Annotated in this window: 14 protein-coding genes and 2 pseudogenes; 11 read left to right on the forward strand and 5 right to left on the reverse strand. The window is 44.0% G+C overall.

Annotation, left to right across the window (positions count from 1 at the left end; genetic code table 11):
* Nucleotides 1-62: 62 nt before the first annotated feature.
* Nucleotides 63-694 (reverse strand): annotated as a pseudogene (locus tag DMB88_RS13805) (class I SAM-dependent methyltransferase).
* Nucleotides 695-895: 201 nt separating this feature from the next.
* Between DMB88_RS13805 and DMB88_RS13810 the strand changes: the two are divergent.
* The gene (locus DMB88_RS13810) at nucleotides 896-1,444 is read left to right on the forward strand and encodes a spermidine/spermine N(1)-acetyltransferase (protein ID WP_128101806.1); all 549 of its coding nucleotides are present in this window, start codon (nucleotides 896-898) and stop codon (nucleotides 1,442-1,444) included.
* Here the strand turns inward: DMB88_RS13810 and DMB88_RS13815 are convergent.
* Nucleotides 1,398-2,255 carry a helix-turn-helix domain-containing protein gene (locus tag DMB88_RS13815; RefSeq protein WP_128101807.1) on the reverse strand — a complete coding sequence of 286 codons (858 nt, stop codon included), beginning with the start codon at nucleotides 2,253-2,255 and terminating at the stop codon, nucleotides 1,398-1,400. The two genes, DMB88_RS13810 and DMB88_RS13815, sit on opposite strands and share 47 nt — an antisense overlap.
* 99 nt (nucleotides 2,256-2,354) lie before the next feature.
* On the opposite strand from DMB88_RS13815, the gene DMB88_RS13820 reads away from it, so the two are divergent.
* The gene (locus tag DMB88_RS13820; RefSeq protein WP_128101808.1) at nucleotides 2,355-5,534 is read left to right on the forward strand and encodes a discoidin domain-containing protein; all 3,180 of its coding nucleotides are present in this window, start codon (nucleotides 2,355-2,357) and stop codon (nucleotides 5,532-5,534) included.
* A 107-nt stretch (nucleotides 5,535-5,641) separates the two neighbouring features.
* On the opposite strand, the gene DMB88_RS13825 is transcribed toward DMB88_RS13820, so the two are convergent.
* Both DMB88_RS13825 and DMB88_RS13830 read right to left on the reverse strand, forming a co-directional pair.
* Nucleotides 5,642-6,187: a GNAT family N-acetyltransferase gene (locus DMB88_RS13825; RefSeq protein ID WP_254438561.1), complete on the reverse strand. Its 546-nt coding sequence runs from the start codon at nucleotides 6,185-6,187 to the stop codon at nucleotides 5,642-5,644.
* A 51-nt stretch (nucleotides 6,188-6,238) separates the two neighbouring features.
* Nucleotides 6,239-6,808: a TetR/AcrR family transcriptional regulator gene (locus tag DMB88_RS13830; protein ID WP_128101809.1), complete on the reverse strand. Its 570-nt coding sequence runs from the start codon at nucleotides 6,806-6,808 to the stop codon at nucleotides 6,239-6,241.
* Between the two features lie 281 nt (nucleotides 6,809-7,089).
* On the opposite strand from DMB88_RS13830, the gene DMB88_RS13835 reads away from it, so the two are divergent.
* The 9 genes and pseudogenes from DMB88_RS13835 (at nucleotide 7,090) to DMB88_RS13875 (ending at nucleotide 16,964) form a co-directional block, all read left to right on the forward strand.
* Entirely contained in the window at nucleotides 7,090-7,416 is a 327-nt protein-coding gene (locus DMB88_RS13835; protein WP_254438562.1) for a nuclear transport factor 2 family protein, read from the forward strand.
* Nucleotides 7,417-7,774: 358 nt separating this feature from the next.
* Nucleotides 7,775-8,767 (forward strand): LacI family DNA-binding transcriptional regulator, encoded by a 993-nt coding sequence (locus tag DMB88_RS13840; RefSeq protein ID WP_128101810.1) that lies wholly within the window; start codon nucleotides 7,775-7,777, stop codon nucleotides 8,765-8,767.
* Nucleotides 8,760-9,638: a ribokinase gene (gene rbsK, locus DMB88_RS13845; protein WP_128101811.1), complete on the forward strand. Its 879-nt coding sequence runs from the start codon at nucleotides 8,760-8,762 to the stop codon at nucleotides 9,636-9,638. Before DMB88_RS13840 ends, rbsK begins: the two co-directional genes overlap by 8 nt.
* On the forward strand, nucleotides 9,638-10,039 hold the full coding sequence (rbsD, locus tag DMB88_RS13850) for a D-ribose pyranase (RefSeq protein WP_128101812.1): 402 nt from the start codon (nucleotides 9,638-9,640) through the stop codon (nucleotides 10,037-10,039). Before rbsK ends, rbsD begins: the two co-directional genes overlap by 1 nt.
* A 15-nt stretch (nucleotides 10,040-10,054) precedes the next feature.
* The gene (locus tag DMB88_RS13855; protein WP_128101813.1) at nucleotides 10,055-11,536 is read left to right on the forward strand and encodes a sugar ABC transporter ATP-binding protein; all 1,482 of its coding nucleotides are present in this window, start codon (nucleotides 10,055-10,057) and stop codon (nucleotides 11,534-11,536) included.
* A gap of 1 nt (nucleotide 11,537) precedes the next feature.
* Nucleotides 11,538-12,506 (forward strand): ribose ABC transporter permease RbsC, encoded by a 969-nt coding sequence (gene rbsC, locus DMB88_RS13860; RefSeq protein WP_128101814.1) that lies wholly within the window; start codon nucleotides 11,538-11,540, stop codon nucleotides 12,504-12,506.
* Between the two features lie 14 nt (nucleotides 12,507-12,520).
* Nucleotides 12,521-13,453, forward strand: a complete 933-nt coding sequence (rbsB, locus tag DMB88_RS13865; protein WP_128101815.1) for a ribose ABC transporter substrate-binding protein RbsB — start codon at nucleotides 12,521-12,523, stop codon at nucleotides 13,451-13,453.
* Nucleotides 13,454-13,783: 330 nt separating this feature from the next.
* A pseudogene (locus DMB88_RS13870) lies at nucleotides 13,784-15,881 on the forward strand (serine hydrolase domain-containing protein).
* Nucleotides 15,882-16,109: 228 nt separating this feature from the next.
* Nucleotides 16,110-16,964 (forward strand): cupredoxin domain-containing protein, encoded by an 855-nt coding sequence (locus tag DMB88_RS13875; RefSeq protein ID WP_128101816.1) that lies wholly within the window; start codon nucleotides 16,110-16,112, stop codon nucleotides 16,962-16,964.
* A 135-nt stretch (nucleotides 16,965-17,099) separates the two neighbouring features.
* Here the strand turns inward: DMB88_RS13875 and DMB88_RS13880 are convergent, their stop codons facing one another.
* A complete protein-coding gene (locus DMB88_RS13880; RefSeq protein ID WP_128101817.1) occupies nucleotides 17,100-17,945 on the reverse strand; it encodes a helix-turn-helix transcriptional regulator in 846 nt (281 codons plus the stop codon).
* Nucleotides 17,946-18,061 lie beyond the last annotated feature (116 nt).

The following is an 18,061-nucleotide window of genomic DNA, read 5'->3' on the forward strand; positions in this document are numbered from 1 at the left end:
AGGGCGGATACGTATGCTTCAAGCGTTGTTCGCCCTTTTTATCTATCACTTTTCTATTATGATTAGGCTAATTCATCTTTCTTGCATCGAATAAGCAAAAATGGGATCGAAGGTTTGTTTTTCATCATTTTGTTGGGCTCTTCAATTTCAGAAATTTCAATCTGTCCATATGCTCCGAATTCTTCTTGAATGGACTCATCATCATAGAAAAACATCTTAAGTCCTTCCATGATCTCATAATAATGATGATCGAGTTGTTGTCCTTGTCCAAACATCGGTGCTTTTGGAGAAACGCTTGTAAAAACCATATATCCATTAGGCTTTAATTGCTTGTAACAATTCTGAATAAACTGTTCTCGTTCCTGTCTGTTCAATAGATGAATCAGCGCATAACAAAATATACCGTCGTACAAATGCTCATCAAAAGGCATGTCGGTGACAGAGCCATGAGCAATTGGGAAATCAAGCCCATGCTGTCTCGCTAAAAGGATTGCGGTTTCGGAAATCTCAATTCCGGTGACATGGATTCCGGCATCAATGAAGGTTTTGGCATTTCGACCATAGCCCACACCTGGGATGAGAATATCTTTAACGTTCTTTTCGAGGAAAAACGCCTTGGTTAGAATGCTCGATTCTGTCGGTTCGAATCCCACATCGTTTGTTTATCAATAAAACTGGATTCCCAGAATTCCATGGCACAGCCATCTCCTTTTTCATTATACATATATAAAAGACATTTGAAGTCTTTAATAACTCTAATATATCTTTAGTTCTTTGTAAATAGTAAATTCCTGAACTTATTATGTTGCATTTACAACAAAATTACATTAAATTTAGGATACAACTTGTATAGGCATAAATTAAACTTATTAATTTTGTAAGGGGCGATCCATCCATGAGCGTGAAAATAATAAAATGCACTCTTAACGAAGTGCTTCAACTTCAAGATATCAGTATTGAAACGTTCCATGACACGTTTAAAGATCAGAATTCACCTGAGAATATGAAGGACTATTTGGAGCGAGCGTTTAATGCTGCGCAATTAGAAAAGGAGCTGGCTAACAGCTCTTCACAGATATATTTCATCTACTTCCACGACGAGCTTGCCGGATACTTGAAGGTTAATATGAATGATGCTCAGTCCGAAAGCATGGGCGAAGAAGCGATGGAGATTGAACGCATTTATGTAAAAAAAGCATATCAGAAGCATGGTCTAGGTAAACATTTGCTCAACAAAGCCATTGAAATTGCTACCGAACAGAACAAACACAAAATCTGTCTTGGCGTCTGGGAGAAAAATGAGAATGCGATTGCATTTTACAAGAGAATGGGATTTGTGCAACAGGGATCCCATTCATTTTATATGGGGGATGAGCAGCAGACGGACTTCATTATGGTCAAAACACACCATCCCTACAAGTCTTCCGATAGTTTGATGGAGTGACCCCAAAATGAGTGGAGAATTGTCTCGAGAAATAATCGGGTGAATGAAAACCAACGGTTAGAGCAATCTCGGTTATGGGGCGAAGCGTGTACTTCAACAGCTTCTCGGCTTGTTTCAGACGAAGCTTCATCAGTGTGCCCATAATGGTATCGCCGACTTGTTCCTTGAACAAATGAGATAAACGCGAAGGAGACAGACATACGCGCTTACCTAGATCCTCAATAAGAAGTTGTGCTGTGTATTCCTGAGATATGATGTTGAGCACTTCCTGTACGCGTGCGTCTAACATCTTCTGCGACTGCTTCTGGCTGGCGACTAACAAAATGACTTCTTCAAGTGCGTTTAAGGTCAGCTCATCTCTCAACGCATCGTCACCGTGTAATCGATAGGAGAGCACTCTCCACAAGGCTGATTCAATCGCTTGTCGCAAATGTTCGTTAAGTAGATCGAGTTGAATTAAAGGGCCGTTTGTATTGCTGGCAGGCATCCAATCGGCCCAGCTTAGGCGTGGGATAAAGTGAGCCCAGAGCTTCTCCCACACGCCTCCTTCCTCCGTAAAGTAATCTTGAATCGTGCCAGGAGATACCATGGTTAACGTCCCTGGTGTGCAGCTTAAGTATCCTTTTCCTCCATTATTAATCCATCCTTGTCCTGATAGCGTATAAATGATTAACCAGTCTTTGGTTCCATGTTCACGATAACAAGAGTAACCATAAGGCTGGATATAATGATCGGACACGAGAATTCCGGGAGGATGTGTATATTGCTGTTTCGTCATTATCATAGCAGGATCGTTAGGGTTATTAGCCATATCCTCATTCCTTTCTGAGTAATCCTTATTCTAAAATAATATACGAGAGTTACTCAAAATTAAAGCGTTTACTAAGATGTGGGATAAGGAGTGAACTGCATGTCAGAGCAGCAGAAGGACAGGAGAATACTTCAACTTGCAGGGGCGTGGAAATATGCGCTCGACCCCGAGGATATCGGAGAATCAGAACAGTGGTATGACTCGTTTGTACCAGGTTCAGGCGAGACTGTATCGCTCCCAGGTACACTCACCGTTAACGGAATAGGTGAAGCAGAGAAGTGGGGAGATACAATGGATCGGGAGTCGATCCGATCTCTACGTCAGCGCTATCGTTATATCGGAGCAGCGTGGTACGAAACGGAAATCGACATTCCTGGGGATTGCATAGATCGACGTTTCTTTATATTTCTTGAACGCGTAATGTTTCAATCTACCCTATGGGTGAATGGAGAATTGGCTGGGCAGCAGGACAGTCTGTCAGCACCGCATGAATACGAGGTGAGTACACTCATTGAACCTGGAAAGGTAAACCGGTTTACGCTTCGGATCGATAATCGGGATGTTCAGAATCTGGGTACTCATTCGAGTGCATACACGGAAGAAACGCAAACGATATGGAATGGCGTCATTGGACGTATCGAGTTGCATGCGTTAGAGCCTTATTGGATCAACAATGTGCATATCTATCCTCGGCCTGACCTGCGTTCTGTTATCGTAAAGGGGACATGTCATAACACAACAGATGCCGGGGCTCATTTTCAATTAAAGGTAAGAGCCTCAATGAAGCAGGGGACGGCTCCACATGTAGGCGATGAGATAACAGAAGAAGTGAACGTGCCTGCTTCATCAGCTCAGAACTTTGAATTGGAATATCCTATGGGGCAAGATCCTTTGTTATGGGATGAGTTCACGCCTAACCTGTATGAGATGAAGGTAGAAGGAACCATAGTGTTAGATGAACATAACCCGGTTCGCGTCGTAACACATCAAACCTTTGGTTTACGCTACTTCAATCGTGAAGGCAGAATATTAAAAATGAATGGTCGGGCAGTCTTTTTGCGAGGAACCTTGGAATGCTGCATTTTCCCACATACCGGTCATCCTCCAATGGACATTGCATCATGGCAGAAGATCTTTCAAACAGCTAAGGAGTATGGGTTAAATCATATTCGTTTTCATTCTTGGTGCCCGCCGGAGGTGGCGTTTGAAGCAGCGGATCAATTGGGGATATACTTGCAGGTTGAATCTCCGATGTGGATGGATACGTGGAACATGGCTGTTGGAACACATCCAGAGCATTACACCTACTTACCGCAAGAAGCTCGCAGAATTGTGGAAGTGTACGGCAATCACCCCTCGTTCTGCATATACAGTAACGGCAATGAACTGAATGGTGACTTTGAGCTGTTGCATCAGATGGTTGCAGAGCTGAAAGTGAACGATGATCGACGTTTGTACACACTCACCACCAACTGGGATCGACCGCTTGATCCGGCAGACGACCTTTTTATTGCCCAATCGGTTGATGGTATTGGTGTTCGAGGACAATATTTTCCTGAAAAGCTAGCCTTGTCAACAGAGCTCGATTTTCGAGAAGCCGTAGCAGCGCGGTCTGTTCCGGTCATCTCCCATGAAGTGGGACAGTATGCGGTATATCCAGACGTGCAAGAGATAGAGAAATACACTGGTGCGCTTCGTCCGGTAAATCTAGAGGCCATCCGTGCAGATATGGAGACACGAGGATTAGCAGAGGATATTCGCTCCTTTGTCCATGGTACGGGGATGTTTGCCCTGCAATTGTATCGTGATGAGATTGAGGCTGCATTGCGCACACCGAGTCTGGGAGGGTTCCAGTTGTTAGATCTGCATGATTTCCCAGGACAGAGTACAGCTACGGTCGGCATCCTCAATGCATTTTGGGAATCGAAAGGCTTGACTGAGCCTCATCAATTTCGCGAATTCTGCGCACCAACAGTGCTGCTGCTCCGTATGCCAAAGCGCATCTATACCAATACGGAACAATTCGCTGCGGAGATCAATATTTCTCATTTTGCTGCAACAGATATCACGCCATCCTCTATCCAATGGGTTATTAAAAATAGTGATGGGCAGATTCTTGACCAAGGCTCATTACCAACGAATATCATCCCAAATGGGTCAGGGCAATCACTGGGAAATATCGTATCGTTGGCACCACAGTACATCAAGAAGAGTGACAGATTAACGATTTCCCTAGAAATTTTGGGTAGCGAAGTGCGGAATGAATGGCCATTTTGGGTGTACGAATCCCCAGAGAAGCATAGTGAATTCCCGCAGTCAATCATGGTGAAGCGAAGTCTGGATGATGAGATGGAACAGCATCTTACAGCAGGAGGACATATCCTCTTTCTGACGCAAAAGGGTAAGCTGCAACATACGAGCCCGGGAAAATTTTATCCTGTGTTCTGGAGTCCGGCTCATTTTGCAACAGAAGCACCATGTGGTATTCTCGCTTATACTAACCACATGGCATTGAACGGATTACCAACCAGAGAATATGCAGAGCATCCATGGCAAGACTTGCTGGATCAATCCGTATCATTTGTAGTGAACGAAGGCATTCCATTCAACCCAATTGTTCAGGTCATTCCTAACTTCTATCACAATCGCAAGCTGACGAACCTTGCCGAATATAGCGTCGGTCAGGGCAAGGTGTTGATTTGCGGAATCAACATTGAAGACGATCTGCAGCATCGCCCTGTTGCAGATCAGCTTCGTACAAGTCTAATCGACTATGTTTCATCCGATTCGTTTGAACCCACAGTAGAGATTGAACTAGATCAGCTTCGTCAATTACTTGCCGAAAGTGAGCAACCTGCCGAGGCAGCATCCGATTATACAGTTGCAGCTAAAGACCTTGCACACATGAAGGCTACATCCAGCGATAGTGTACGTGAAGGCCATGAAGCGATGTATGGAAACGACAGAAACAGTCACACCTACTGGCTGGCAGAAGATGATGCGCCAGGTCACTGGTGGCAGGTCGATCTGCTACATGAACACTCTATTACAGGAACGAAGGTGGAGTTTCATCAGGAAGGTAACTTCTTGTATGTGATTCAGGTTTCAGGTGATGGGCAACAATGGAGCGTTGTTTCGAATCAGACGGGTCAGACATCGACTGAATTGACGCGTGTAGATCGGTTTGAAGCGAAGGGAAGGTATGTGAGAATCGTATATAACGGGTTGCCCAGTGGGGTTCGAGCGGGACACCGGGCATTTGAGGTATACGGAAGTTAATAAGCGACAATGTGAGTTCCAAGAAAGAACGTCACTCTAGGGTGCCGTTCTTTTCTCACTTCTTCCTATGTTGGAATGAATTTATTACTTATTCCGCTAAAGCCCTGTTACTTGAATAATTTATACCAGTACAAAGTGGTATCGATATCAGAATTATAAGACTGCTTTAGTGTGTCAACTCCACCGAGTATGAATCCTTGTTTTACATAAAATCTGCATGCGCCCAGATTATCATCTTGGGCTTCCAAGGACATTCCGATAAGGTTCCTTTGTTTTGCCCACTCTTCCGCTTTGTTTAAGAGCAACTTTCCGACTCCACTGCCTCTATAATCTTGTTTAGTAGCAATATTTTCAATATAACAGAAGCGATTCCAATCCTTAATGATTCTGATCTGACCGATGCAAACATTATTTATATAAGCTAAAAATAAAGCTTTATCATCTTGGTTTATATATTGACTCCACTCAAGTTTATCATCTGGAAAACGTATTTCTCTCGTTTCATCAAACAGAACTTCGGTATACGACCATTTTCCTGATTGCAAACTGGGGACAACTTTACCATACAACGTAAAATAATCATTGGTCATATTGATATCCTCAATTAAGTCATTAGTTAATGGAGTAATCATAATATTATTTTCACTGCTCAATAGTATACACTTCCTTTTATGATATTTAACAAAATAACGAAGAGAATAGCTTTAGTTAATAACTTGGTTTCGCTTCAATACACCCCATAATTGCTGTGCAACATCATCTGCTGATAGCGGCATATGGTTCAGAATCCACCACTCCACAATTCCGACAAAAGCGGAGGCCATGAATTGAGTAATCAACTCTTTATTATAGTTTAGATTAACCCCATCCATATTGATATGAATGTTAATGTGAGTTGTCGTAAGCTCTAACATACGGTCGCGGAATGCGGGAACGCCTTTATTGGAGAGCATGGAGAAGTAAAAATGGTGGTTCTCTTCAAAATAGCGCATTACAGGAAGAAATGAAGATTCGATGAGATCGATGGTTTCTCCATTGCGATCCGTTGCTGTTGTTACTGCAATCATCTGATTCAAGTTTTCTTCAATGCATTTGTTCAACAAGTCGTACTTATCACTGTAGTGAAAGTATACTGTTCCTCGATTAATATTTGCTCGATCGGCAATTTCATTGATCGTAATGTGCTCGAAATTTTTTTCTGCAATTAAAGAAACGAAGGATTGAAAGATTGCTGCCTTTGTTTTTGCAATTCTTCTATCGATTCTGACCTCCATCGAACTAACCTCCAGATAAGATATCTAACACCTCACTCCATTACGTTGGATATCCAACACAATGGGCTAGATTAACGATTGAATTGATTCGTATATCTCATATAATAGTCAATAAGCGTTATTTATTCAACAAATGTTGGATTAATTAATAAGCGAATAACGTCGAGCATAGAAAGGATGATCCGTTGAAATATTCCTATAAAGGAATGAAATGATTCAGATGTCTGAGTCGGATAACAACGTATTATCAAACTAATATTTTACCCAAGGAGGATAACTTCATGTCATTAGAAATTTTACAAGCAAAGTCCGAACTAAGAGACCTCATTGATTCGTACGCAACATTAACCGACGCCAAAAAGGTCTCGGAACAGATGTTATTATTTACGCCAGATACACGATTTAAAGTGTATTTCGGAGATCAACTGGTGTCTGATGTTACGGGGACTAAACAGTTAGAGGAAGAGTTCAATGGTCATGTTGCACTGGTGAAACGTTACTTCACGGCCAATGCACAGCATGTTGTGCAAGTAGATGGGGACTCAGCAACGGGTGTTGTATTTTCGCAAATGAAGATGGTGAGGGATGAAGAGGGCAAGACGTGTTAACGGATTATAGTGTGCAATACCACGATGTATATGTTCGCCAAGACGAGAAGTGGTTCATTCAGGAACGGACATCGCATTATATCATTGTGGAAGCAAGAGTATTACAAGGATAAAGGATGTGCTGGAATTTCAGAATGGCAGGGTCGTGTTAACCACGAGCTTGTCATTTTGGCTTTCAGATTCACATCCGTATGTGGCTTAGTTCTGAGTCAACAGATACGATCTGAAGAGCTATTATGAGCATAGATTGAAGCACTCATCCGGCTTGCTAGGATAAATTTCCAGTAACGAAATGCTTGTCAAATGAAATAGAATGTGATAATTTATGTCTGTAACCGGTTACACATAAGGAGAAAAAATGACGAAAACGATAAAAGACGTAGCAAATCTGGCTGGCGTATCTGTAGCCACCGTATCAAGAGTCATTAATGACAGGGGTTACGTTCATGCGGATACTCGCAAGAAAGTAGAAGATGCCGTGAAGGCGCTCAACTTCTCCCCAAATGAAGTGGCTCGCTCATTATATAAACGCAAATCCAAACTGATTGGCTTGTTGCTGCCCGATATTGCAAACCCTTACTTTCCACAGCTTGCTCGCGGAGTTGAGGATCGGATGCAGGAGCAGGATTATAGACTGATATTCGGAAACAGTGATGAGGATGAGCGAAAGGAGCAGGATTACATCCAGACGTTCATTCAGAATAACGTGGTTGGTGTGATCTCTTCAACGAACTACCCTCATTCTTCAATATATGAGAACCTGAAGATTCCTGTAGTGTTTCTCGATAGAACCTCTTTAGATCGACCTTCTGTGTATGCGGATGGTAGAGAAGGGGGAAGGCTAGCAGCCAAGGAGATTATCAGACGGGGCAGCCGCCGGATCACGGTTATGCAGGGACCGACACATATTCGCCCAGCTCAGGATCGCTTTGAAGGAGCTATCGAAACTATTCGTGCAGCTGGACTTGATTACCGGGTTATTCAGACAACCTCATTCTCGTTTAACGAGGCAGGTGTGTGGGCTGAAGAGTTATTCAAGAATTATGCCGACACGGATGGAGTTATTGCCAGCAATGACATCGCCGCGATGGCCGTTCTGCATGAGGCAGCACGAATTGGAAGGAAAGTCCCTGAGGATGTTCAAGTCATTGGGTTCGACGACATTCCGATGAGTGGTCTCTTATCGCCAGCATTGTCCACGATTCGCCAACCGGCATATGAGATGGGAAGAGAAGCGGCGGGATTACTTATCAAGCTTGTGGAACAAACTGCAATTGAGGATAAAAACATACAGTTGCCTGTTGGATTCATTGAGCGGGGAACAACGAGAAAGGTGAGTACAGATGGCTAAAATTTGCGTGATTGGTAGCAGTTCTATGGATTTAGTCGTTACTTCTTCAAGAAGACCAGGAGCGGGTGAAACCGTTCTTGGCGAGAGCTTCAAAACAGTCCCTGGCGGCAAAGGAGCGAATCAAGCTGTTGCTGCTGCCAGACTGGGAGCTGAGGTTCATATGATCGGACGGGTAGGGGAAGACACCTTCGGTACGGACATTTTGAACAACTTTGAAGCAAATGGTGTAAATACGCAAAATGTGAAACCGGTTACACATTTAGAAAGTGGAACGGCTCATATCATTCTCGCGGAAGGTGATAATAGTATTGTTGTTGTTGAGGCGGCGAACCGTGAAGTGACTCCCGCTTATGTCGATGAGGCGGTTGATGTGATACGTAATGCAGATATCGTATTGATCCAACAGGAGATCCCAGAGGAAACGGTGGTTCACGTTAGTAGACTGTGCGCGAAGTTTGGAACACCGCTGTTATTGAATCCAGCACCCGCAAGAGCGATATCACAAGAGGTCATTGAACATGCTTCCTACATTACGCCGAATGAGCATGAGGCAGAAATATTGTTCCAAGGTGTAAGTCCAGCAGAGGCGCTGAGACAGTATCCGAACAAATTGTTTATTACAGAAGGCAGCAAGGGCGTACGTTATTATGACGGAGAAAAGGAAGTTCTTGTGCCAACGTACCAAGTGAAGGCCGTTGATACAACTGGCGCGGGAGACACATTCAATGCCGCATTTGCAGTCGCTCTGGCTGAAGGCAAGCCGCTACAAGATAGCATTCGCTTCGCTAATCGAGCTGCATCATTGTCTGTGACCAAGTTCGGAGCGCAAGGTGGAATGCCAACGCGAGCTGAAGTGGAGGAGAGTCTGTAATGAAAAGACATGGCATACTCAATAGTCACATTTCCAAAATACTCTCGGATCTCGGTCACACGGATCTGATTGCGATTGCGGATGCCGGACTTCCTGTACCGGAAGGAGTACGCAAGATTGATCTGGCTCTGAAGCTGGGAACACCGAGTTTTCGTGAAGTCGTAGAAACGATTGCGGATGATATGGTCATTGAAAAGGTTATTGTGGCAGAAGAAATCCGAGAGGCAAACCCCGAAGCGCTGCAATTTATGATAGACAGATTCGGAGAGGACAACGTATCTTTTTCTGTCAGTCATGAGCAATTCAAGGTGTTAACAAGGCAGGTAAAGGCGGTTATCCGCACAGGTGAGGCTACGCCTTATGCCAATTGCATTTTACAAGCAGGAGTCCATTTTGGTTAACAAGGAGGTTGCGTTATGCATATTCAGATGCACAACATTCACAAAGCGTTTGGCACCAATCAGGTGCTAAGCGGAGTGGATTTTGAACTGCAAGAAGGTGAGGTTCACGCCCTAATGGGGGAGAACGGAGCAGGCAAATCCACACTGATGAATATTCTGATTGGTCTTCATCAGCGGGATCAAGGCACAATTAAGATCGACGGAAAGGAAACGTATTTCACCAGTCCGAAGGAAGCAGAGAAATTAGGCATCACATTTATTCATCAGGAGCTGAACGTCTGGCCTGAAATGACGGTGCTGGATAACCTTTTTATCGGGAAAGAGGTCACTTCCTCGTTTGGGTTGCTCAATACAAGACAAATGAAAGCGCTTGCCAAAGAACAGTTCAGCAAATTATCTGTGGACATTCCACTTGATCGACCTGCGGGAGAATGCTCCGTTGGTCAACAACAGATGATCGAAATTGCAAAGGCACTAATGACAGATGCAAAGGTAATTATAATGGATGAACCAACAGCAGCACTTACAGAGCGAGAGATTCAAAAGCTGTTCGGAGTAATCACGTCACTGAAGAAAAATGGTGTATCCATCGTCTATATCTCTCACCGCATGGAGGAAATATTTACAATCTGCGAACGGATTACGATTATGCGTGATGGCATAACCGTAGATACCAAATCAATTCCGCAGACGAGTTTTGACGAAGTCGTTCGAAAAATGGTTGGTCGAGAATTAACGGAACGTTATCCCGCTCGAAATCCTTCTTATGGCGAGGTTGTTCTGGAGGTCAGAAACGCGAGCAGCAAAGATTCATTTCACGATGTGAGCTTTCATGTTAGGGCGGGTGAAATTCTAGGCTTCTCAGGACTTATGGGCTCTGGACGAACAGAAATGATGAGAACGATCTTTGGTCTGGACAAGCTGGATCAAGGGGAAGTAGTGATTCGCGGTAAAAAGGTGAACATTCGTAAACCCGTTGATGCGGTCAGACATGGTATTGGCTTCATTACCGAAGATCGCAAGGACGAGGGTCTTGTGCTCGACTTCTCCATTCGTGAGAATATGGCACTGCCAAATCTGTTCAGTTTCTCCAGCAAAGGTTTCATCTCGACTGCAAAAGAACAGGAATTCGTGGATACACTGATCAAACGATTACAGATCAAAACACAATCTTCCGAAACGGCTGCTCGCAATCTATCGGGTGGTAATCAGCAGAAGGTGGTTATCGCAAAATGGGTCGGCATCGGTCCAAGTGTGCTCATCCTGGATGAACCTACACGAGGCGTTGATGTTGGAGCGAAGCGTGAAATCTATCAGCTCATGAATGAACTGACAGACCGGGGCGTCGCCATCATTATGGTGTCGTCAGAGCTACCCGAAGTGCTCGGGATGAGTGATCGAATCGCGGTTGTGCATGAAGGGCACATTAGTGGCGTGCTGTCTAAAGAAGAAGCCACTCAGGAAAATATTATGACATTGGCCACAGGGGGACAGTGATATGACAACAATGGACAACAAAACTGCCAAAAGCGGCTTCCGTTTCTCAACCGTAACACAAAAATTAGGACCGTTACTGGGCTTAATCATTCTCATTCTCATCGTTTCAATCTTGAATCCTAGCTTCTTGGAACCGCTTAATATCTTGAATCTACTGCGTCAGGTATCGATTAATGCGCTCATTGCGTTTGGGATGACATTTGTTATTCTCACCGGCGGAATTGATCTATCGGTTGGCTCGATCCTCGCGTTATCCAGTGCTTTTGTTGCCAATATGATGTTATCTGGTTTAGATCCGATCTTGTCGATCATTATCGGGGTAGCACTAGGTGGTGTTATGGGGATGGTCAACGGTCTTATGATAACCAAAGGTAAGATGGCACCTTTTATCGCAACATTGGCAACGATGACGATATTCAGAGGATTAACGTTGGTTTACACGAACGGTAATCCAATTACAGGTCTTGGTGATAGCCTACTGTTCCAATTGTTTGGACGTGGTTACTTGTTAGGAATTCCCGTACCAGCCATTACCATGCTGATTACGTTTATGATTCTGTGGATTATTCTGCACAAAACAGCCTTTGGTCGCAAAACATATGCTATTGGTGGTAATGAGAAAGCTTCCATTATCTCAGGCATCAAGGTTACACGTGTTAAAGTGATGATCTATTCTTTGGCGGGTATGCTTGCAGCGCTGGCAGGAGCGATTCTTACATCACGCTTGAACTCTGCACAACCGACAGCGGGTACTTCCTACGAGTTGGATGCGATTGCTGCAGTTGTACTCGGTGGTACGAGCCTTTCTGGAGGAAGAGGACGCATTGTTGGTACGTTAATCGGTGTTCTGATTATTGGTGTATTGAATAATGGATTGAACTTACTCGGGGTGAACTCCTTCTACCAAATGGTCGTGAAGGGCGTTGTTATTGCCATTGCAGTCCTGCTGGACCGCAAGAAAACAGCATAAGGAGAGATGCAACTATGAAAAAAATAACTTTGACACTCATAAGCATGCTAATGATTATTGTACTGGCAGGTTGCTCCTTGGAACCTCCGGGTTGGGCTAAGCCAGACGCTGCCGGAAGTAAAGGACAGAAGAAAATCGGGCTATCGATTTCAACGTTAAATAATCCATTCTTTGTTTCACTGAAGGATGGGGTCGTGGCTGAAGCGCAAAAACAAGGCATCCAGGTCATTGTCGTTGATGCACAGAATGATTCGGCGAAACAAACGAACGATGTGGACGATCTGCTTCAACAAGGTGTAGATGCATTGCTCATTAACCCTGCGGATTCTGCGGCAATCTCTACAGCGGTTCAGTCTGCGAACAGTGTGGGAATTCCAGTGATTACACTCGACCGTTCCGCAGATAAAGGTGAAGTGGCCGCCTTGGTGGCTTCGGATAATGTCAAAGGTGGACGCATGGCAGCTGAATACTTTGTGGAACAGCTTGGTGAGGGCGCAAAAGTTATCGAGCTTGAGGGTGTACCAGGAGCTTCCGCAACACGGGAGCGGGGCAAAGGTTTCCATGAAGTTGCTGACGAGAAACTCGACGTGGTGGCTAAACAATCAGCTGACTTTGACCGTTCCAAAGGGTTGAATGTCATGGAGAATCTGTTGCAAGGTAATCCAGATGTGCAAGCGGTATTTGCCCATAACGATGAGATGGCACTTGGTGCAATTGAAGCAATCCAAAGTTCCGGTAAAGACATCCCGGTTATTGGATTCGACGGTAATGATGATGCAATCAAATCGATCCAAGATGGTAAGTTGACAGCAACGGTCGCGCAGCAGCCTGTGTTAATTGGTAGCTTGGCGGTACAAGCAGCGCTGGATGTACTGGACGGCAAACAGGTAGAGCAATCCATTCCGGCTGAACTGAAGCTGGTCACGAAGGAAAACGTAAATGAATAAATCGTTCTATTCTCCATATTGAAATTGAAATAATAATTAGTATGGAGATATAGATAGACTCGCCCATCGATTAAAAGTCGCATCATTGCGACTTTTTTTCTTTATTTAGATTACTTCCTCGTACTTCAAGTTGAACCGACCCAACATACTCTCCAACAAGCAATATTTTACAATCCCCTTAGTGAGCACCATAAAATCGTTGCAACAGGGGCGTGTGTGCAGATTTATTCATGTTCAGTTCATATCGTCGTCACGACCAGTACATCTTCTCCCATTACACTTTATTCAGTACCAACATAATGATTCTCAGACACAGAAAAACAGGAGATGATGAGATTGTCACGAAAGAAACGAACTTCGATAACGGCAATTACCTTAGTACTTGCCATGTTGTCTCCCACGTATGCCTTGGCTAGTTCGGATACGGGGAATAGCGCTAATCTTACTTACAGATCGACGGAGAGAGCTGTCATTGAGAAAGCTAACCTTTTAACCCAGTCATATGGCACAACAAGTGTGCAGTATGCACTTATGGATGAGGGAAAGATCGTACTCTCTGGACAAGTAGGGTAAACGACCTCAAGGGAGAGATTCCTCTTACGGCAGATACGATGTATGGTATTGGGTCAACGAGTAAAATGATGCTTACGACTGCTGTAATGAAGCTCGTCGATGAAGGCAAGGTAAATCTAGATACACCTATCGTGAACTATATCCCGGATTTCAAAATGAAGGACAAGCGTTATCAGCAAATTACACCACGTATGTTATTGAATCATTCTTCCGGGCTTCTTGGGACGTCGAGCAATAGTGCCATCTTATTTGGAGACAACGATACGTATGCACATGACACTTTACTGGAACAACTAGCTAACCAAAACCTGAAGGCAGATCCTGGCGCCTATTCCGTGTATAGTAACGATGGTTTTACATTAGCTGAAATTCTGGTGGAGAGGGTTAGCGGTATGAGTTTTACTACTTTCATGCATCGTTACATCACCGAGCCACTGGATATGAATAATACTCAAACGCCTCAAGACCGGGTGGATCTAAGTCAAATGGCAGCAACCTATTCTGCCACGAATGCGAAACAACAACTTCCATTAGAGACCACGAATATGATCGCTTCAGGAGGTATCTACTCGACTGCGGAGGATCTAGTGAAATTTTCGAGAATTTTCACAGGACAAGTCGAAGGTATTCTCTCACGTGAATCTGTAGATGCGATGGAACAAGAAGAATACAAGAGCGGTATATGGCCAGAAGAAAGCGATTCGTCCATTGCCTATGGACTAGGTTGGGACAGTGTTAATCTGTTTCCGTTCAACGATTATGGGATCAAGGCAGTTACCAAAGGCGGTAATACCATAACGTACCATTCATCGTTAATTGTGCTTCCCGAATTCAATATGGCAGCAGCTGTAACGTCCTCGGGGGCACGAGCACAACAGATCAACTCCTTGCAACTGAACTGTTACTGGGCGCGCTGGAAGAGAAAAATATCATTCCAGAGCGAAAGCCCGAAAAATCGTTCTCTACACCTGTAACAGCAGCGATGCCAAAGGAGTTGTTGAGTCATACAGGTATATATGGCGGCGGAGCCAATTTGGTAATGAAGTTGGATGTGAAGGATAACGGACAATTAACAGTGTCCACTCCATCTGCTCCAACCAATTCAGATCAGAGATATACGTACACTGCTGATGGTTCTTTTGTTAATGACGAGGGAACGGAGAAATTGCAGTTCGTTAATGAGGACAATGGAAAAGTTTATCTATGGTCACGCTCATATAAGTCCGTACCTGGTCTTGGTCAGATTGCTTCTTCCGAATACAAGGCTGAAAAGTTAGAGACAAATGAATTGCCTAACGATGTGGCAGCTGCTTGGCAGAAGCGAGAAGGCAACACATATTACTTGGTAAATGAGAAGCATACATCAACACTGTATAACATTGCTCTTCCGGTTATCCCCATTCACACCTTTAACGAATGGCCAGGATATATCTATACGAACAAAATTATCGGAGCAAACGAAGCAATGAACCAACTCCAAATTCCTGGCTTAGCCGGTCGTGACACGATGAATTTTGAATTCTATCAGGAAGATGGGGTTGAATACGTTACGGCAGGAGGAAACGTCTATGCCAGTCAAGAGGTTGTGAGACCGATCTATTCGGGACATCAATCAAAGACAACCATTCAAGCCAATGGAAACGCCACTTGGTTTACGGTACCAGCCTCAGCTGCAGGTAAAACGATGACGGTTCAAATGCCTTCAAATGGTGCATTTGCTTTATACAACGAGGCAGGTATAGGGTTGAATCACACGGTGGTTAGCGGTCAGAATGAAGTTGTGTTGCCAGAAAACGGTAGCATTGTGTTTGCCGGTGAGCCGGGTTCGACGTTTGAAATCTCACTGAGAAAGTAACATTGGTACCAGTTTTGATGATCAACCAATATAAGCCTACAGAAAGTCGCGTAAACGCGGCTTTTTTGTGTTCTTGTTTTGCTAAAGCATCCCAGGTTAGAAGATGTTGATCGAAAGATTATGAAATATTTAAGAATGTTTAAAATTTGAATTGTATTTGCTCCATTCAGTGCACTACAATGTGTAGTATGGAACTATTCAAAATGTTATATATCAGGAGGTTCATATATGTTAATTTCCATACTAAGCATTCTCATCATTGTTTTTCTATCCGGATATATCATATTGAACACGTATAAACGCAAAGAGAACCTCAATGGTATGCCTGGCATGATGATTGCCATGAGTATAGGCATGATGGCTAGTCTTGCTCTAGGGTTTCAGTTAGGCGTAGTGTTCAATCACGATCTGGCGGTGCCTTCCATGATCGCTATTTTATTTGGATTGGGGACGGGGTATTTTGCAGGAAAGCCCATCAGTGTGCTCGCTTCGTTGGATGGCATGTTAGCCGGGATTATGGGTGGAATGATGGGAGCCATGCTCGGCTCTATGCTTGGTTTCAGTTATATCATGGTACTGTTCGTTGATATTTTGTTTATCCTTATCTTCTGCGTTGTTCTTCAAATTATAGGTTCAGATGCAGCTGAGACGAAAGCACCCAAAAGGGACGGAATAAGTGTAGCGTTTATTGCAGGTATAGTCACTGTTGCGTTCGGCATCGTCTCGGTTGGCGTACTCCTGTTAAATCAATATCAAGATAGCCGAAACCCTACCGTTCATGCACCGACAAAAGAACAAACTTCTGTTCAACAAAATGTGAGCTATGACGTTATTCCAATTGATATACAATCCAACGGTTTTAGTCAAAATAACATCGTTGTACAAGCAGGTGTGCCAACCCAGATTAACTTTATTAAACACTCCGGCTACACTTGTATTAAGAGTATTGAATCCGCGGATCTAGGGTTTGATGTGTATCTTGAGAAGGGTGACAATTATATTACGTTAAAGGATTTGAAACCTGGCACGTATCATTTTAATTGTGGCATGTATATGTACTATGGAACCATCACCGTTGTATAAAGCGACCAATCATTGCATCTGCAAAACTCAGCCTCAAAAGTAAACTGAAACACCTGATCTCAGGTATGGTGATCAACCAATATGATTCCTACAGAAAGTCGCGGAAACGCGGCTTTTTTTGCTGCATGGCTGCCATCATCTCAGATATTGCTTACGGAATTGCAGTGGGGAGATTCCCATCTTACGTTTGAAACACGCGGAGAAGTAAGGGGAGTAGCGAAAACCAACTTCTTCGGCAACACGTTCAATAGACCAATCGGTGGTCACCAGCAAACGTCTAGCACGATCGAGCCGTATCTCCTGCAAATAGTCCGAGGGGGTGCAACCGTACCTGGCTTTCATGCATCGTACAATATAATTGGGGTGAAAATGTAAGGCTTCTGCAAGCAGCTCATTGGTAACTTTGTTCTGATAATGAGCCTGAATGTAGGTAGCCGCGCGTTCTGCTAAACGGGTTGCAACCGATTCGGTTTCTCTTGAGCCACTCTCTTCAAGTATGCTTAGTAGGTTGCCTAGCAGTTGCTGCTCTCTCCAAAATGTAGCGTTCGTTGGTAAAGTCAGCAGTTGCTCAACTATGTCGTACACAGCCTGAGGATCTGGGAGACGTAGGTACTTAGGCAGTCGAAGCATGTAGGAATTATCGAAAGGGCGTGACGAATACAGCGCAGGACTAAGACTTGTGTCATCTGTTGCCAGGGTGCACTGCCTTGCTTCGTGCTCAAAATGAATCCAGTAAAATAACGTATCTTCGGTGCAGGGTTGAAACGAATAATGTTCGCCATCTGGCAAGAGCAGCAGCATATCCCCACTCAACAAGCGCCACTCTGAACCGTTCTCACCCATGAATAAACCACCTTCAGCAACGATGAGTAGATCGTAGATGCCAAGCTTGCTTCGATGAGGATGATGATCTCCAGTGCTGTATTCTGTACGACCTGCGCCTAGGAAATAAGGGATTGGTGGCAGTTCAAGTTCAATCATGGTGTTATCGCTCAGATGAAACACTCCTTATGTTGTGTTATTTTTTATAGAAAAAGGTTCATTCCGTTCCTATTAAGCTCATTCTATCAAGAATATAATGGAGGACATGGAGAGTC

This window comes from Paenibacillus sp. DCT19 (assembly GCF_003268635.1).
GTDB lineage: Bacteria > Bacillota > Bacilli > Paenibacillales > Paenibacillaceae > Paenibacillus.

Coding starts and splice junctions, on each gene's coding strand:
- DMB88_RS13810 (WP_128101806.1), top strand. CDS start 896: ATGAGCGTGAAAATAATAAAATGCACTCTTAACGAAGTGCTTCAACTT.
- rbsB (WP_128101815.1), top strand. CDS start 12,521: ATGAAAAAAATAACTTTGACACTCATAAGCATGCTAATGATTATTGTA.
- DMB88_RS13855 (WP_128101813.1), top strand. CDS start 10,055: ATGCATATTCAGATGCACAACATTCACAAAGCGTTTGGCACCAATCAG.
- DMB88_RS13835 (WP_254438562.1), top strand. CDS start 7,090: ATGTCATTAGAAATTTTACAAGCAAAGTCCGAACTAAGAGACCTCATT.
- DMB88_RS13820 (WP_128101808.1), top strand. CDS start 2,355: ATGTCAGAGCAGCAGAAGGACAGGAGAATACTTCAACTTGCAGGGGCG.
- DMB88_RS13830 (WP_128101809.1), bottom strand. CDS start 6,808: ATGGAGGTCAGAATCGATAGAAGAATTGCAAAAACAAAGGCAGCAATC.
- DMB88_RS13880 (WP_128101817.1), bottom strand. CDS start 17,945: ATGATTGAACTTGAACTGCCACCAATCCCTTATTTCCTAGGCGCAGGT.
- DMB88_RS13815 (WP_128101807.1), bottom strand. CDS start 2,255: ATGGCTAATAACCCTAACGATCCTGCTATGATAATGACGAAACAGCAA.
- rbsD (WP_128101812.1), top strand. CDS start 9,638: ATGAAAAGACATGGCATACTCAATAGTCACATTTCCAAAATACTCTCG.
- DMB88_RS13840 (WP_128101810.1), top strand. CDS start 7,775: ATGACGAAAACGATAAAAGACGTAGCAAATCTGGCTGGCGTATCTGTA.
- rbsC (WP_128101814.1), top strand. CDS start 11,538: ATGACAACAATGGACAACAAAACTGCCAAAAGCGGCTTCCGTTTCTCA.
- DMB88_RS13875 (WP_128101816.1), top strand. CDS start 16,110: ATGTTAATTTCCATACTAAGCATTCTCATCATTGTTTTTCTATCCGGA.
- rbsK (WP_128101811.1), top strand. CDS start 8,760: ATGGCTAAAATTTGCGTGATTGGTAGCAGTTCTATGGATTTAGTCGTT.